Raw genomic sequence first — 15,780 nt, 5'->3', positions numbered from 1 at the left:
TACCGTCACCGACGAGCCAGGTACCGGGATTCCGGGCACCGGCAACCAGGGCGACGTCACCACCGTCGGTATTACAGGCACGACTTCGCTGACCGAGGGTGCAACCGGCCAGTACACGCTGTCCCTGAGCAACGCGTCCAAGTCCGAAGTCACTATCACCCTCAGCTACAGCGGCACCGCCAAAAACGGTGAAGACTTCACCGGTGTTGCAACCGTGAAGATTCCGGCCAACAGCACAGGCACGACGTTCAACATCGCTACCATCGATGACAAGCTGGTTGAAGGTACCGAGAACTTCGTCGTGAAGATCGAAACCGCCACGGGTGGTAACTTCGAGAACCTGCAGGTCGATAGCAGCAAATCGAGCGTAACGACCACCATTCTCGACAATGACCACCTGCCGGTTTCGCCTGGCGGCGCGGTATTTGGCGTGGAAGACACCGATTACGTGTTTGCCTGGGGTGATTTCAAAGTCACTGATGCCGATGGCAACACTGACCTGTCCGTGACCATTACCTCGCTCCCGGTCGCCGGCAACTTGCAGTTCTTCAACGGTACTGCGTGGGTGAATGTGGCCGTTGGCCAGGTGGTCAGCCAGGCTGATATCACTGCCAAGAACCTGAAGTTCGTCCCAGCCCTCAACCAGTCGGGTGCGGACAACTACGGTGGTAATGGCGTGGGTAACCAGAAGGCTGACTACGCCCAGTTCAAGTTCAAGCCGAACGATGGCGCCAACCTGGGCAGCGAAGTGACCATGAAGGTCGACATCAGCCCGGTTGCCGACAAACCGACCCTGAGCTTCGGCAGCGCCGATATCGAGTCCAAAGGGCTGACCAAGGAAGTCTGGACCAGCCTCAAAGGCCTGGGTACTGGCGGCAACGGCATTACCGGCGAGGACCTGAAGACGGTCTTTGCCAACTCCGGCAGCGCCAACTCCAGCAGCACCACTACCAACGTGCAGTCCGATGGCAGCGTCACCGCTGGCACGGGTTCGAAAACGTCGGGCCTGATCTACCTGGAAGCCGGCAAGGTCTATACCTTCAGTGGTTCGGCCGACGACAGCTTTGTGGTCACCATCGGTGGCAAGACTGTAGTCACGGCCACCTGGGGAGCCGGTGGCGGGGTTTCGGGTACCTTTACCCCGAATACCAGCGGCTACTACCCAATTGAGGTCTACCATGCCAACCAGTCCGGTCCAGGCAGCTATGACCTGAACATCCAGGTAGGCTCCGGTGCCGTTACCGACCTGAGCAGCTCGAACGTCAAGATGTACCAGAACGTCACCGAGATGGCGAACGCTGGTCTGGGCGTGTCCGACCTGCACACCGTGAATGGTCAGAGCTACTACGACGGCTACAAGCTCAACGAAGGGCCTGAGGGTGGCTCGGTGAAACTGGTCGGTATTTCCACCGCCCTGACCGACACCGATGGCTCCGAAAGCCTGAACGTGACACTCAGCGGTATTCCGAAAGGTACCGTGTTGAGCGATGGTGCAGGCCATACGGTCACGGTGGGTACTGCCCCGGTCGATGTGACAGGCTGGAAACTCAGCAGCCTAACGCTGACCCCGCCGGCCTATTACAAAGGGTCGTTCGACATCACGGTTACCTCGACTGCCACCGAAAGCCTGGGCGGCTCGGCCATCACCACCGGCAATATCCCGGTGACGGTGTACGCTGCGACCTACAAGGCCAGTGTGGGTACCTCGGGCAATGACACGATGACCGGTGGTGAAGGCAACGACATCATCGTCGCTGACGTATCCGGGCTGAACGTGGTTCAGGGCAAGAACTACAACATCGCCTTCATGGTCGACAGCTCGGGCAGTATGAGCGACAAGTCGATCGCCGACGCCAAGACGCAGTTGGCCTCGGTATTCAACACGCTCAAGGCCAGCCTGGGCTCGGACACCTCGGGTACCGTGAACATATTCCTGGTCGACTTCGATACCCAGGTAAACAAGAACGTCGCAGTGAACCTTGCCGACCCGGATGCGTTGAGCAAGTTGCAAGCGGTATTGAATTCGATGGTGGGCGGCTACTACGGTGGCGGTACCAACTATGAAGACGCGTTCAAGACCACGTCCAACTTCTTCAACAGCACCATGGCCACCAGCAACAAAGGTGCGGAGAACCTGACTTACTTCATTACCGACGGTAAGCCAACCTATTATCAGAGCGGTGAGTCCACCAACCCTAGCCTGTGGAAGAATGGCAAGAGCCTGGATGATGTAGTCAACGTCAACAATTACAAGATGGGTGACACGTTCAGCGCCTGGGCCGACGCGACCCACAAGGTCGAGATCAGCAGCAATGGTGTGGTCAAGTTGCTCACCTATACCGAAAACCGCCGAGGTGAGTTGGTGCTTGACACCACCAAGACGGTCGGCACCCTTCACGCACAAGGTGATGGTACCTATGAACTCTCCAGCCTGGACGGTACCGGCTACGCGGATTACTGGAACTACGTCTACTCGGCCGCAGGTTCCACCGAGAGTTTCGCCGTATTGGGCGGCACCAATGGCTTGAGCAAAGTCCAGGCTATCGGCCTGAACAGCGACGTCACGCTGAACGATCTGAAACCTTACGACAGTGCCGGCAAGCCACAGACCGATATCGACCCGTCCGATTTGGCCAAGGCGATTCTCGGTCACTCCGAAGCCACGGTGCCAGGTGCCGACACCATCGATAGTGGTAACGGCAACGACATCATCTTCGGTGACCTGATCACCCTCAACGGTGTCGTCAGCGAGGGCTACCAGGCCCTGCAGACGTACGTTGCACAGAAGAGCGGTGTTGAAGTCAGTGCTGTCACAACCAGCAATGTTCACCAGTACATCACCGAGCACTACACCGAGTTCGATATCTCTGGTGCCAAAGACGGCAACGACATCCTGTCGGGCGGCAATGGCAATGACATCCTCTTCGGCCAAGGTGGCAGCGACACGCTCGATGGTGGCAAAGGTAACGACATCCTGCTGGGCGGTACCGGCAATGACACCCTGATCGGTGGCCAGGGCAACGATATCCTGATCGGTGGCAGCGGTGCCGACACCTTCGTATGGAAGGCTGGCGACATCGGTAACGACGTGATCAAGGACTTCAACAAGGCCGAGGGTGACCGTATCGACCTGAAGGATCTGCTGCAGGGCGAGAAGGGCAGCACCATCGACAACTACCTGAAGCTCACCACGGTGGAGGGTACGACCACGTTGCAAGTCAGCAGCGAAGGCAAGCTCAACGCCGAAGGTGGTATCGCCAACGCCGACGTGACCATCAAGCTGGAAGGGGTGAACTGGTCCAACACCACGATCAACTCGTTGATCAGCGGTGCCGACCCAACCATCATCATCCATAACAAGGACAGCTGACAGACCACCGGGGCCGCATAGCGGCCCCGGCTCTTTCCTGCCACCTGCCAACAGCGCATACTCTGGCGCCGGGCCTACGCGCCCGACGATCTTTGCCTATGCTGCTGTCTACCAACAAGGAACCAACGTGACGAGGGACATCGCCATGTTCTACGTGCAACGCAACGCCGCCGGCCAGTTGGTGCGGGTGGAAGCAGCCGCGTTTGATCAGTTCACTGAAATGCTCCCTTCAGACCATGCCGATATCCAGGAATGGTTTGCCGATGACGTCGTGGAAAACAGCCTCAACCAGCTGAAGCAAAGCGACCTGGACATGATCCGTGTGCTCGAGGACCTGATCGACGTGCTGACCGCCAAGGGCGTGTTCAAGATCACCGACCTGCCCGCCGGCGCGCAGGCCAAGCTGCTCAACCGTTCCACGGCGCGCAAGGCGCTCAGCAGCCTTAACAACCTGATTGACGAAGAAGAGCAGGGCGGGCTGATCTGACAGCAGGACGCTCCCGCGACAGTGATATTGTTATTCCTTAAAGGTATTTAAAATATTGGCCTTATGACTTTATAGTCGCTTTCACTGCGTACCCGTCGACCAATCGATGCGCCGCACGACTTGAACCCACACGGGAAATCCCCGTGCGTTTCTGATCGTTGCGCGCCATTGAAGTCGCGCATTGCGTGGGAGTGAAAAATGTCAGCCGCCTTGAACGCCTTGTCGTCTATCGACAGCGGCCAGCCGCAAGTTTTTGAAGTTCGCCCCTTCTCGGGCGCCGTCGGCGCCGAGGTCATCGGCCTGGACCTGGCCAAACCGGTCAGCGCCGAGGATTTCACCCGTATCCATCGCGCCCACCTCGACCACCATGTGCTGGTGTTCCGCGACCAGCGTATCAGCCCGGAACAGCAGATCGCCTTCAGCCGCCGCTTCGGTGAGTTACAGATCCATGTGCTCAAGCAATTCCTGCTGCCAGACCACCCCGAAATCCTGATCGTTTCCAACATCATCGAAAATGGCCAGAACATCGGCCTGGGTGATGCCGGCAAGTTCTGGCATTCGGATCTGTCGTACAAAGCGCTGCCAAGCCTCGGTTCCATGCTGCATGCCCAGGAACTGCCCAGTGAAGGCGGTGACACCCTGTTCGCCGACATGCATAAAGCCTGGGACGCTGTACCTGACACCCTGCGCAAAGTGGTCGAGGGCCGCAGTGCCGCTCACTCCTATACCGCCCGTTACGCTGAAACCAGATTCGAAGGCAACTGGCGCCCGACCCTGACTGCCGAGCAACTGGCGCAGGTAAAGGAGGTCATTCACCCGGTAGTCCGCACCCACCCGGAAAACGGCCGCAAGGCCCTGTTCGTCAGTGAAGGCTTCACCACCCGCATTGTCGGCCTGCCTGATGATGAAAGCCGCGACGTGCTGCAACAGCTGTATGCCCTGAGCGTGCTGGAGCAGAACATCTACCGCCACCATTGGCAGCCCCATGACCTGGTGTTCTGGGACAACCGCTCGCTGATCCACCTGGCCACCGGCTGCCCCGCGCACCTGCGGCGCAAGCTATACCGCACCACCATCCAGGGCGATGCCCCGTTCTGACGACTGAGGAAACCATCATGCGCAAATCCATCAGCCGCCTGGCGGCAAGCATCGGCCTGGGCGCAAGCCTGGTCGTCGGCAGCCTGGCTGCCCCGGCCGTGGCCCAGGCCGAAGGCAAGATCCGTATTGCAGAACAATTCGGCATCGTCTACCTGCTGTTGAATGTGGTGCGTGACCAGCACCTGATTGAGAAACACGGCAAGGAGCAGGGCATCGACATCGAAGTCGATTGGGCGCAGCTGTCGGGTGGCTCGGCCATCAACGACGCACTGTTGTCCGGTTCGGTGGACATCGCCGGCGCGGGTGTCGGGCCGCTGTTGACCGTCTGGGACCGCACCAAGGGTCGGCAGAACGTGAAGGCCGTGGCTTCGCTGGGCAACTTCCCGTACTACCTGGTCAGCAGTAACCCCAACGTGAAGACCATCGCCGACATCTCCGACAAAGACCGTATCGCCGTTCCGGCGGTGGGTGTTTCGGTGCAGTCGCGTTTCCTGCAGTACGCCGCTGCCCAGCAGTGGGGCGACAAGGAATACAACCGCCTCGACAAATACACCTTGGCCGTGCCGCACCCGGACGCCACCGCCGCACTGTTGGCGGGCGGCACCGAGCTGAACGGGCATTTCTCCAACCCGCCGTTCCAGGACCAGGTGCTGGCCAACAAGGACGTGCACGTTGTGCTTAACAGCTACGACCTGCTCGGCCCCAACTCGCCGACCTTGCTGTTTGCCACCGAGAAGTTCCGCAAGGACAACCCCAAGACCTACAAGGCCTTCGTCGACGCCCTGAGCGAAGCCGCAGATTTCGCTCAGAAAGACAAGGCAGCTGCCGCCGACACCTATATCCGCGTAACCAAGGCCAAGATCGACCGCGACGCGCTGATCAAGCTGATCGACAACCCGCAGTACGAATTCACCGTCACGCCCAAGAACACCTACAAGCTGGCCGATTTCCTCTATCGGGTAGGCGCCATCAAGCACAAGCCGGAATCGTGGAAGGACTATTTCTTCCAGGATGAACGCCCGCTGCAGGGGAGCTGACCGATCATGACCGCCCCATTGCCAGGCCACACGGCCAGCAACCTGAGCCGTGTTGCAACGCCGCCTTTGCTCAAGGTGGATAACCTCAGCCTCGAATACCGCACCGCGCAACGCGTGGTGCGGGCCACCCATCAGGTCAGCTTCGAAGTCGATCGCTCGGATCGTTTTGTACTGCTCGGCCCCTCCGGCTGTGGCAAGTCCACCCTGCTCAAAGCCGTGGCCGGTTTTATCCCGCCGCAAGAAGGCCAGATTCTGCTGCAGGGCAAGGCGGTCCGCGGCCCAGGCTCCGACCGCATCGTGGTGTTCCAGGAGTTTGACCAGTTGCCGCCGTGGAAAACGGTGAAGCAGAACGTCATATTTCCGCTGCTGGTGTCTGGCCAACTCAAACGTGCGGACGCGGAGGAACGGGCGCTGCATTATCTGGAGAAGGTCGGTCTGGCCGCCTTTGCCGATGCTTATCCACACACGTTGTCCGGTGGTATGAAGGCACGTGTGGCAATTGCCCGGGCCTTGGCCACCCAGCCCAAGATCCTGTTGATGGATGAGCCGTTCGCCGCCCTGGATGCGCTGACCCGGCGCAAGATGCAGGAAGAGCTGTTGCTGCTGTGGGAGGAAGTGCGGTTCACCCTGTTGTTCGTCACCCATTCCATCGAAGAAGCGCTGGTGGTTGGCAACCGCATCCTGTTGTTGTCGCCCCACCCGGGGCGGGTGCGCGCCGAAGTACACAGCCATCAATACGGCTTGGGCAGCCTGGGTGGCAGCGACTTCCAGGCCAGTGCCCGGCGTATCCACCGTTTGCTGTTCGATGAAGCCGATATCCCGGAACAGCCTGACAACCTTGGGTTCAACGATATTCGTATCGCCTACTGACAGGAGCCTCAGCCATGACCACTACACCTGTACGCCAGGAATACGAGGTGCAGCTGGAGCCCCTGCTCAGTGTGCCTGTAGAACGACAACTCCCCTTGGCCCAACGTCTGTGGCAGCAAGGCTGGTTGAGAAAGGCGGTCATATTGCTGGTGATCGCTGTGCTATGGGAAGCCGTTGCCCGCTACCAGGACAATGACCTGCTGCTGCCAAGCTTTCTGCAAACCGCCGCGGCGCTATGGGACGGCATGATCAGTGGCGAACTGCCCGCCAAGGTGGGGGTTTCCCTGGTAATACTGCTCAAAGGCTATGTGCTGGGTATCGTCCTGGCCTTCGGCCTGACCAGTCTGGCGGTGTCGACCCAATTGGGTCGAGACTTACTCGGCACGCTGACCTCAATGTTCAACCCGTTGCCCGCCATTGCCCTGCTGCCGCTGGCCTTGCTGTGGTTCGGGCTGGGTGACAACAGCCTGATCTTCGTGCTGGTGCATTCGGTGCTGTGGGCGTTGGCGCTGAATACTTATGCCGGCTTCCTCGGTGTGTCGGAGACGCTGCGCATGGCTGGCCGCAACTATGGTCTGAAGGGCCTGCGCCTGGTATTGCACATCCTCGTGCCTGCGGCCCTGCCTTCGATCTTGTCGGGGTTGAAGATCGGCTGGGCGTTTGCCTGGCGTACCCTGATCGCCGCTGAATTGGTGTTTGGTGCCAGCAGTGGCAAAGGCGGGTTGGGTTGGTACATCTTCCAGAACCGCAACGAACTGTATACCGACAAGGTCTTTGCCGGGTTGGCGGTGGTGATCCTGATCGGCCTGCTGGTGGAAGGGCTGGTGTTCAATACGCTGGAGCGGTTGACTGTGCGGCGATGGGGGATGCAGCGCTAGCAGATTAGCCAGTACCGGCCTTTTCGCGGCAGATTGACGCTAGAACCCGCGGCTGCGGGTCTTCGTCCTTGAAAGAGGCGCGAAAGCTCCCGTACTGGCTACACATTCTGGTACTGAGCTGCCGCATTGCTCAGAATTCTGCCAATCTCTTCTCGCAAGCCGGCAGGCTGCTCTACCACCACCCCGTCCCCATGGCTCAACAGCCACCAGCGTAATGGCCAGCCGTCACTTACCGTGCTGCGTAACCGATGCCCATGCTCCAGTGCCGTCAGCTGCATGTCGCTGCTCAACGGCGCCTCCCGCAGCTGCCGCGCCAGTGCATCGCTGATTCGCGCTACCAACTCCACGCCCTCACCCTGCGATGGCTGCAACGCATCCCCTCGCAGGTGTGTCAGCAAGTCGAAATTGCCGCGCAATTCGCCCACGGCACTGGCCGACCAGTGCCAACCGAACGGAATGCTCTTGTCATTGCGCTCCAGCGGGAATATCAGCGAAAGCTCGTTAAGGTCACGCTCGACAGTGCGTTTGCTGACCGTGAAGCCCACGTCGCGCAGGCGCCAGACCAGCTCGGCGCTGGTTATGCCTGGGGAACGGCTGGGCAACTGGCGCAGCAGCGCCCACTGTCGGCTAAGGGTGGCGCGAGTGGTGGCGAACGGCAAAAGATAACGTCCTTGTCTAGGCTTGCCGCAATAGGATGGCGGCATGCGAGGGGCATGGCAATTGGCCACAGCCTGCTCAGATCAAGGAAGTCGCATTTGGTTGCCTCGAGCCGGTTCGTTCGCGACAGGTTTTGACGTGACATCGCGCAGAATCACGCCTCATCACAGCCGAAGGTTGGGGTTGTGCGTCGTTCAATGAGGATGAACATGTCTGTTGCCAGCAATATCCATTCGCTACTTGCCCGCCTTCTGCCCGAGCGGGTCATCGCCCCTCCGGCTCCTGCAGGAAGGCGACAGCGGCTGTTCTCCGGTGTGGGCTTGCCCAGCCAGCGGTCGCTGCTGGTCAACCGCCTGGATGAGGCCAACGACCTGCAGGCGGTGTATGCCGACCTGCGCCGCCAGGCATTGCAAGGCAGCGTGTCAGCATTGAACGACCTCGGTTGGATCTGGCTCAACGGCAAGTACTGGCGGGCCGATACCGTGCTGGCCGGGCACCTGTTGCGCATGGCTGCACTGCTGGGCAATGCTGCTGCCTGGTTCAACCTTGGCCAGCAGCACTATTTCGGCAAAGGCATCGACCCTTCCTATGTGCAGGCGGCGGAGTGTTACCGGCAGGCCTTCGACCGCGGCATGCTGCATGCCGCCGCCGCACTGGGTGACCTGTATGAGGAGGAGGTGTGCGACGGTGACCTGGAGTGGCAGGTTGACCTGGTGCAGGCCTACCAGTGGTTCATGCGCGGAGCCGAACAAGGCGAGGCACGTTGTCGTTTTGAAGTGGGCTACCGGTTGATGCATGGGCTGCACGTAGAGGCCAACCTCAAGGCAGCGCTGTACTGGCTTGAGCTGGCGGCAGCGGCGGGGGTGGTGCAAGCGGCAGAGGAGCTGGCGGTGCATTTCAGCAGCCGCGATGCGGCGCGGTATCAGGAGTGGCGGGACCGGGCGGTGCAGATGGGCAGCACATTGGCCTTGACCATGAAGCTGGAAGACCAGATCCAGCCGTGAGTATTTCTCTCCAGTGCTGCAAAGGGATCGCGTAGATCCCGAAACCCGGTGCAGCACCTGTAGGGAGTACCCGCGAAGCATGCCAGCATTGGCTGAAAAATGAACAACATTTAACCCAGGCTATCCGTCGCCCCTGTTGACGACAGGGGGATGTTGGGGCGTATATTGATAGTTAGCAAACTATGAATATACTTGGTTCTCTTAATGTCCCTTGATTTCCTGCGCCTGCAAGTCAGCAGTGGCCTGGTAGTTGCCGCCCGCCACTGGCGGCGCATCTGTCATACCGCTTTGACCGGTTACGGCATTTCAGAAGCCTGCGCTGCGCCGCTGCTGATGATCGTGCGCTTGGGCGACGGCGTGCACCAGGTGGCTGTGGCCCAGGCCGCCGGCCTGGAAAGCCCGTCGTTGGTACGCCTGCTTGACCAACTGTGCAAAGCTGGCTTGGTGTGCCGCAGCGAGGATCCATTGGATCGCCGCGCCAAGGCATTGAGCCTGACTGCCGAAGGCCGCGCCCTGGCCGAAGCCATCGAAGCCGAACTGGTGCGCTTGCGCGGCGATGTGCTCGGCGCTATCGATCAGGCCGACCTGGAAGCTGCGTTGCGTGTGCTTCGTGCCTTCGAGGCTGCGGGTCTGGGCAGCACAGGCGGGGTGGCATGAACGGCTTCTTCAGCTCCGTCCCTCCGGCCCGTGACTGGTTCTACGGTGTGCGCACCTTCGGCGCGTCCATGATTGCCCTGTACATTGCGTTGCTCCTGCAACTGCCGCGTCCCTACTGGGCCATGGCTACGGTGTACATCGTCTCCAGCCCGTTCGTCGGCCCGACCAGCTCCAAGGCGTTGTACCGTGCCCTCGGCACCTTGCTCGGCGCTGGCGGGGCAATCTTCCTGGTGCCGCCGCTGGTGCAGTCACCGTTGCTGCTGAGCATCGCCATCGCCCTGTGGACCGGCACCTTGCTGTTCCTTTCGCTGAACTTGCGCACGGCCAACAACTACGTGCTGATGCTGGCCGGTTATACCCTGCCGATGATTGCCCTGGCCGTGGTAGATAATCCGCTGGCAGTGTTCGATGTGGCCTCTTCTCGCGCGCAGGAAATCTGTTTGGGCATTGTCTGCGCGGCAGTCGTCGGGGCGATCTTCTGGCCACGCCGGCTGGCGCCGGTGGTAGTCGGTGCCACCGGAAACTGGTTCACCGAGGCGATTCGCTACAGCGACACCTACCTGGCCCGCGATGCCAGTGCCGACAAGCTCGGCGGTATGCGCGGGGTGATGGTCACCACCTTCAACTCGCTGGAGCTGATGATCGGTCAGCTCGCCCACGAAGGTGCAGGCCCGCATACCCTGAAGAACGCCCGCGAATTGCGCGGGCGGATGATCCACCTGCTGCCGGTGATCGACGCCCTCGACGATGCACTGGTAGCCCTGGAAGGCCGCGCCCCGGCCCAGTTCGCCCAGCTTCAACCCGTGCTTGAAGCCGCTCGTGAATGGCTCAAAGGCACTGCCGACAGCGCTTCGGTAGCGCACTGGGCAACGTTGCACGAGCAGATCGCCCGCTTGCAGCCCGCTACAGCCGCCCTCGACCAGCGCGCCGAGCTGCTGTTGTCCAACGCCCTGTACCGCCTGACCGAATGGGCCGACCTGTGGCAGGACTGCTGCACCCTGCAGCACGCCCTGCGTACCGATGATGCCAAGCCCTGGCGTGCGGTGTATCGCCACTGGCGGCTGGGCCGCCTGACAGCGTTTTTCGATCGTGGCCTGATGCTGTACTCGGTAGCCTCCACGGTCATGGCGATTGTGGTCGCCTGCGGCCTGTGGATCGGCCTGGGCTGGAACGACGGCGCCAGTGCGGTAATCCTCGCGGCAGTTGCGTGTAGCTTCTTCGCCGCCATGGACGACCCGGCACCGCAGATCTACCGGTTCTTTTTCTGGACGCTGATGTCGGTCATCTTCTCCAGTCTGTACCTGTTTTTGGTACTGCCCAACCTGCACGACTTCCCGATGCTGGTGCTGGCCTTTGCTGTTCCGTTCATCTGCATAGGCACCCTAACCGTACAGCCGCGCTTCTACCTGGGCACCTTGCTGACCATCGTCAACACGTCGACCTTCATCAGCATCCAGGGCACCTACGACGCCGACTTCTTCACCTTCCTCAACTCCAACCTTGCCGGCCCTGCGGGCCTTCTGTTCGCCTTTATCTGGACACTGGTGATGCGCCCGTTCGGCGTGGAATTGGCGGCCAAGCGCATGACCCGCTTCGCCTGGCGCGACATCGTCGAAATGACTGAGCCTGCGACCTTGGCCGAACACCGCCAGGTTGGCGTACAGATGCTCGACCGCCTGATGCAGCACCTACCACGTCTGTCGCAAACCGGACAGGACAGTGGTGTAGCGCTGCGCGACCTGCGCGTGGGGTTGAACCTGCTCGACCTGCTGGCGTACATGCCCCGCGCCGGCCAGCAGGCTCGCGTGCGCCTGAACACGGTGGTCGAGGAAGTCGGCGCGCATTACGCCGCCTGCCTGCGTGCTGGCGAACGCCTGCATGCCCCGGCCGCACTGTTGCGCAACATGGAACGCGCTCGCCTGGCGCTGAACCTGGACGAGCTGAACGAGCGCGGCGATGCCCGCACCCACCTGCTGCATGCCCTGAGCGGCCTGCGCCTGGCGCTGTTGCCGGGTGTGGAGGTGATGCTCGAGCCAGCTGAACAACCGCAACTGCCCCCCGGCCTCGACGGAGCACCCCTGTGATTGGTGAACTGGATATCAGCGGGGTGTTCCTGCCCACGCTGCTGGTGATGATGTTTGGCACCTACCTGCTGTTTCTTGGGGTGCACGCGGTGCTGGTGCGCCTGCATTTCTACCGCCTGGTCTGGCACCGGGCGTTGTTCAACGTTGCTCTGTATGCCGTGCTGCTTGGTGCGGTGGACCACTTTTGCCGAAACCTGATGCTGCCATGAAAAAACCGATGCTGACCTTGGGCCGTGTGGTCCTGACCTTGCTGGTAGTGACCTTCGCCGCCGTGCTCGTGTGGCAGATGGTGGTCTACTACATGTTTGCCCCCTGGACCCGTGACGGCCACATACGCGCCGACGTGATCCAGATCGCCCCCGATGTGTCGGGTTTGATCCAGAAGGTCGAGGTGCGCGACAACCAGACCGTCAAACGCGGCGACGTGCTGTTCACCATCGACCAGGACCGCTTCACTCTGGCCCTGCGTCAAGCCAAGGCAACCCTGGGCGAGCGCCAGGAAACCCTCGCCCAGGCTTCCCGCGAAGCGCAGCGTAACCGCAAGTTGGGCAACCTGGTGGCCGCCGAGCAATTGGAAGAAAGCCAGTCCCGCGAGGCCCGCGCCCGTTCGGCTGTCAGCGAGGCGCAAGTGGCTGTCGATACTGCCCAGCTCAACCTTGACCGCTCGGTGGTGCGCAGCCCGGTAGACGGCTACCTCAACGACCGCGCGCCGCGTAACCACGAGTTCGTCACCGCCGGCCGCCCGGTGCTGTCCGTGGTCGATAGCGCCTCGTACCATGTCGATGGCTACTTCGAGGAAACCAAGCTTGGCGGTATACACATCGGCGATGCCGTGGACATCCGTGTGATGGGCGACAATACCCGCCTGCGCGGCCATGTGCAGAGCTTTGCCGCTGGCATCGAAGACCGCGACCGCAGCAGTGGCGCCAACCTGCTGCCTAACGTCAACCCGGCGTTCAGTTGGGTGCGCCTGGCCCAGCGCATTCCGGTGCGCATCGCCTTTGACGAAGTGCCGCAAGATTTCCGCATGATCGCCGGTCGTACTGCCACGGTGTCGATCATCGAGGGCCAGCGCCCATGAAACAGCTGATCCTGGCTGGCCTGTGCCTGTCGCTGGGGGCCTGCATGATGGTGGGCCCCGACTATGAGGTGCCTGGGGATGCGGCCGTGCAACGCAATGACCTGAACGGCCCGCTGCGCCAGGATGCCGATAGCGTCGTGTCGGCGCCGGTCCCCGAGGACTGGTGGCAGCTGTATCAGGATCAGCGGCTGAATGAACTGGTGCGCCAGGCGCTGAGTGCCAACACCGAATTGCGCGTGGCGGCGGCCAACATCGCCAAAGCTCGCGCCCAGGTGGAGGTGGCTGAATCGCAAGGCGGCTTCAACGGTGGCGTCAAGCTCGGCGCTCAGCGGTTGCAGGAGTCGGGCGAAGCCTTCCTGCAGCCTGAGAAGGTGCCGGTAGCCAACATCGGTGAGGCGATCATCAGTGCCTCGTACCAGTTCGACCTGTGGGGCACCTTCAAGCGAGGTACCGAGGCTGCCAAGGCAAATGCCGACGCGGTGCAGGCCGCTGCCGACACTGCCCGCATCACGCTTGTGGCGGACGTGGTCAAGGCTTATACCCAGGTGTGCTCGGCCAACGAGGAATACCACATTGCCCGTGAGTCCCTCGATTTGCAGGAGCAAAGCGTGAAACTCAACCAGCGCCTGCGCGATGCTGGGCGTGGCGATGAAACCCAGGTCACCCGCTCGCAGACCCAGTTCAAATCCCTGCGTGCCGAACTGCCACGCTTCAAGGCCGAACGCGAGATGGGCATGTACACCCTGGCCGCGCTGCTGGCCAAGCCGGTCGACCAATTGCCTGCCGGTACCGCCGATTGTGCCGAGTTGCCGCACCTGAACCAGCTGGTTCCTGTGGGCGATGGTGCGGCCCTGCTCAAGCGCCGCCCGGACGTGCGCCAGGCCGAACGCCAGCTGGCTGCCGCCACCGCCTATATTGGCGTGGCTACCGGCGCGTTGTACCCGGACATCAGCATTGGCGCCCAGGTTGGCACCATCGGTATCCTGGAGAACCTTGGCGAGCCTGCGACCAACCGCTGGGGCTTTGGCCCGCAGATCAGCTGGACCATCCCCACCAACGGCACCCGTGCCCGCATTCGTATGGCCGAGGCCTCGACCCAAGCGGCCTTGGCGCATTTCGATGGGGTTGTGCTGAACGCCATTCGCGAGACCCAGACCCGCCTGGCGCAATACAGCGCCTTGCTCGATCGGCGCGATGCGCTGGCCGAGGCGGAGAAGTCGGCGAAAGAAGCGGCGGATCAGACGCACCGGTATTACCAGGCGGGGCGTGAGTCGTTCCTGGCGGATTTGCAGGCGACTCGGACTTATACCGATATGCGTGCGCAGTTGGCGGCGGCCAATAGCCAGGTGGCGTTGGGGCAGATTGGCGTGTTCCTGGCGTTGGGTGGCGGGTGGAAGGATACCGCCAAGCCTTGAGGTTGGTGGGGCTGAAAACGTCAAAACAGGTACCTACCAGCCCATAGCTCTACTAGTTACGTGCCCCTTTGAGCGCCCGTCATGCTCTGCCTGACTTAACCAATCAGGTGGAACATGACAAAAGTTAAATGCAATTTACTCAATGGCATCACGGCAAGGCAGGCTGGTTACGCTTGTTCGAAGTCCAGCTATACGCCCTACGGCTTTGATGCCACCCAGCCAACCCTGGTGCTGGGCTTCAATGGTCAGCCCCGCGACCGGCTGGCAGGATATTATCTGCTGGGCGCTGGCTACCGCACGTTCAGCACGGCACTGATGCGCTTCAGCAGCCCGGACAGTTGGAGCCCGTTCGGCGAAGGCGGGTGGAATTGCTATGCCTATGTGTCGTGTGACCCGGTGAATTACTGCGATCCTACCGGGCATGTAAGGTCCCCTCAAAAAGCGCTGAAGCAGCCGGCAAAACGGCCTGATTCGTTAACCTTGTCTCCCCAGAGCCAAAGCTCTTCAGTTGCACTGACATCGCCGAAATCTCGATCAAGTTCGAGGGCGTCCAGTTCTTCGGCATCTCTGACGCCTTCTACTCCTTCAACGGGGAGTTCGCCACGAAGCGATTGGTACAGTTCGCAAAGCTCTTTATTCTCCAGCGCATCCTCGGGAAGCGATCGCAGATGGACGCTGGATAAGTCGAATGCCCAGTTCAAGCCTTCGGGGCTTACCGAGGCTGAGCAACGATCTTTCGATACTTTTCAGAATGCCATTCACAACTTTGGCCTGTCCCCAAAGAGTGCTGCGAGTTTGGTGGGTGCGGCTGACTACAAGCAACTGGACAAGAAAACCAGCCTCTACCAGATTCGCCTGAGTAAAAGTGAGCGTGTCACATTCACCATCGAGGGCAAGCTGGCAAACATTCGCCAAGTGGGTGGGCATACATGACGCTTCCGCTGTGCGGCCCATCGCCGGCAAGCCAGCTCCCACAGGTACTCCACTGCCTTGGAGCTCTGTGATTACCTGTGTGCTGGCTTGCCAGCGAAGAGGCCCTGGCAGGTCGACCCCTGCTGCAAAGCTGATGAGTAACTCTGTGGGAGCTGGCTTGCCGGCGATGAGGCCCTGACAGGCAACACAAGACAGCCTCTCCCGCTTCA

14 protein-coding genes are annotated in these 15,780 nt (G+C 61.0%); 13 read left to right on the top strand and 1 reads right to left on the bottom strand.

All coding sequences use genetic code 11. The features are described 5' to 3' along the window. The 6 genes from LVS58_RS24315 to LVS58_RS24290 form a co-directional block, all read left to right on the top strand. Window positions 1–3,370: type I secretion C-terminal target domain-containing protein (locus LVS58_RS24315; protein WP_233693150.1), on the top strand; the 3,370-nt coding region annotated here is incomplete at its 5' end. A gap of 145 nt (window positions 3,371–3,515) precedes the next feature. Then, window positions 3,516–3,857, top strand: a complete 342-nt coding sequence (locus LVS58_RS24310; protein WP_233693151.1) for a tryptophan synthase subunit beta — start codon at window positions 3,516–3,518, stop codon at window positions 3,855–3,857. A 198-nt stretch (window positions 3,858–4,055) separates the two neighbouring features. Beyond that, complete coding sequence (locus LVS58_RS24305; protein WP_233693149.1) at window positions 4,056–4,955, top strand: TauD/TfdA dioxygenase family protein; 900 nt, start codon at window positions 4,056–4,058, stop codon at window positions 4,953–4,955. 17 nt (window positions 4,956–4,972) lie between these two features. Further along, window positions 4,973–5,992: an ABC transporter substrate-binding protein gene (locus LVS58_RS24300; protein ID WP_233693148.1), complete on the top strand. Its 1,020-nt coding sequence runs from the start codon at window positions 4,973–4,975 to the stop codon at window positions 5,990–5,992. Window positions 5,993–5,998: 6 nt separating this feature from the next. Continuing rightward, window positions 5,999–6,862 carry an ABC transporter ATP-binding protein gene (locus LVS58_RS24295; RefSeq protein WP_233693147.1) on the top strand — a complete coding sequence of 288 codons (864 nt, stop codon included), beginning with the start codon at window positions 5,999–6,001 and terminating at the stop codon, window positions 6,860–6,862. 14 nt (window positions 6,863–6,876) lie between these two features. Continuing rightward, window positions 6,877–7,740 (top strand): ABC transporter permease, encoded by an 864-nt coding sequence (locus tag LVS58_RS24290; RefSeq protein ID WP_047603252.1) that lies wholly within the window; start codon window positions 6,877–6,879, stop codon window positions 7,738–7,740. A 98-nt stretch (window positions 7,741–7,838) separates the two neighbouring features. Here LVS58_RS24290 and LVS58_RS24285 read toward each other — a convergent pair whose 3' ends face one another. Next, complete coding sequence (locus LVS58_RS24285; protein WP_233693146.1) at window positions 7,839–8,399, bottom strand: WYL domain-containing protein; 561 nt, start codon at window positions 8,397–8,399, stop codon at window positions 7,839–7,841. Window positions 8,400–8,606: 207 nt separating this feature from the next. On the opposite strand from LVS58_RS24285, the gene LVS58_RS24280 reads away from it, so the two are divergent. The 7 genes from LVS58_RS24280 to LVS58_RS24250 all read left to right on the top strand — a co-directional run bounded on the left by LVS58_RS24280 (window position 8,607) and on the right by LVS58_RS24250 (window position 15,571). Then, a complete protein-coding gene (locus LVS58_RS24280) occupies window positions 8,607–9,401 on the top strand; it encodes a tetratricopeptide repeat protein (protein WP_233693145.1) in 795 nt (264 codons plus the stop codon). 204 nt (window positions 9,402–9,605) lie between these two features. Further along, a complete protein-coding gene (locus tag LVS58_RS24275) occupies window positions 9,606–10,058 on the top strand; it encodes a MarR family winged helix-turn-helix transcriptional regulator (protein WP_233693144.1) in 453 nt (150 codons plus the stop codon). Then, complete coding sequence (locus tag LVS58_RS24270; RefSeq protein WP_233693143.1) at window positions 10,055–12,142, top strand: FUSC family protein; 2,088 nt, start codon at window positions 10,055–10,057, stop codon at window positions 12,140–12,142. The genes LVS58_RS24275 and LVS58_RS24270 overlap by 4 nt, the downstream gene beginning before the upstream one ends. Continuing rightward, complete coding sequence (locus LVS58_RS24265) at window positions 12,139–12,351, top strand: DUF1656 domain-containing protein (RefSeq protein ID WP_003255905.1); 213 nt, start codon at window positions 12,139–12,141, stop codon at window positions 12,349–12,351. Before LVS58_RS24270 ends, LVS58_RS24265 begins: the two co-directional genes overlap by 4 nt. Beyond that, window positions 12,348–13,223, top strand: coding sequence for an efflux RND transporter periplasmic adaptor subunit (locus LVS58_RS24260; RefSeq protein ID WP_003255903.1), 876 nt, complete (start codon window positions 12,348–12,350; stop codon window positions 13,221–13,223). Before LVS58_RS24265 ends, LVS58_RS24260 begins: the two co-directional genes overlap by 4 nt. After that, entirely contained in the window at window positions 13,220–14,638 is a 1,419-nt protein-coding gene (locus LVS58_RS24255) for an efflux transporter outer membrane subunit (RefSeq protein ID WP_233693142.1), read from the top strand. The genes LVS58_RS24260 and LVS58_RS24255 overlap by 4 nt, the downstream gene beginning before the upstream one ends. Before the next feature lie 114 nt (window positions 14,639–14,752). Then, window positions 14,753–15,571, top strand: a complete 819-nt coding sequence (locus LVS58_RS24250) for an RHS repeat-associated core domain-containing protein (RefSeq protein WP_233693141.1) — start codon at window positions 14,753–14,755, stop codon at window positions 15,569–15,571. The last annotated feature ends 209 nt before the right edge of the window (window positions 15,572–15,780 follow it).

It is taken from the genome of Pseudomonas sp. JR33AA (assembly GCF_021378985.1).
GTDB lineage: Bacteria > Pseudomonadota > Gammaproteobacteria > Pseudomonadales > Pseudomonadaceae > Aquipseudomonas > Aquipseudomonas alloputida.
The sequence above is the reverse complement of the archived record's forward strand: the minus strand, read 5'-3'. Positions and strand labels throughout refer to the sequence as shown.

What these genes read in the sequence shown, in the direction of transcription:
- LVS58_RS24255 (WP_233693142.1), top strand. Translation starts at nt 13,220, where the DNA reads ATGAAACAGCTGATCCTGGCTGGCCTGTGCCTGTCGCTGGGGGCCTGC.
- LVS58_RS24300 (WP_233693148.1), top strand. Translation starts at nt 4,973, where the DNA reads ATGCGCAAATCCATCAGCCGCCTGGCGGCAAGCATCGGCCTGGGCGCA.
- LVS58_RS24250 (WP_233693141.1), top strand. Translation starts at nt 14,753, where the DNA reads ATGACAAAAGTTAAATGCAATTTACTCAATGGCATCACGGCAAGGCAG.
- LVS58_RS24305 (WP_233693149.1), top strand. Translation starts at nt 4,056, where the DNA reads ATGTCAGCCGCCTTGAACGCCTTGTCGTCTATCGACAGCGGCCAGCCG.
- LVS58_RS24295 (WP_233693147.1), top strand. Translation starts at nt 5,999, where the DNA reads ATGACCGCCCCATTGCCAGGCCACACGGCCAGCAACCTGAGCCGTGTT.
- LVS58_RS24290 (WP_047603252.1), top strand. Translation starts at nt 6,877, where the DNA reads ATGACCACTACACCTGTACGCCAGGAATACGAGGTGCAGCTGGAGCCC.
- LVS58_RS24310 (WP_233693151.1), top strand. Translation starts at nt 3,516, where the DNA reads ATGTTCTACGTGCAACGCAACGCCGCCGGCCAGTTGGTGCGGGTGGAA.
- LVS58_RS24275 (WP_233693144.1), top strand. Translation starts at nt 9,606, where the DNA reads ATGTCCCTTGATTTCCTGCGCCTGCAAGTCAGCAGTGGCCTGGTAGTT.
- LVS58_RS24270 (WP_233693143.1), top strand. Translation starts at nt 10,055, where the DNA reads ATGAACGGCTTCTTCAGCTCCGTCCCTCCGGCCCGTGACTGGTTCTAC.
- LVS58_RS24280 (WP_233693145.1), top strand. Translation starts at nt 8,607, where the DNA reads ATGTCTGTTGCCAGCAATATCCATTCGCTACTTGCCCGCCTTCTGCCC.
- LVS58_RS24260 (WP_003255903.1), top strand. Translation starts at nt 12,348, where the DNA reads ATGAAAAAACCGATGCTGACCTTGGGCCGTGTGGTCCTGACCTTGCTG.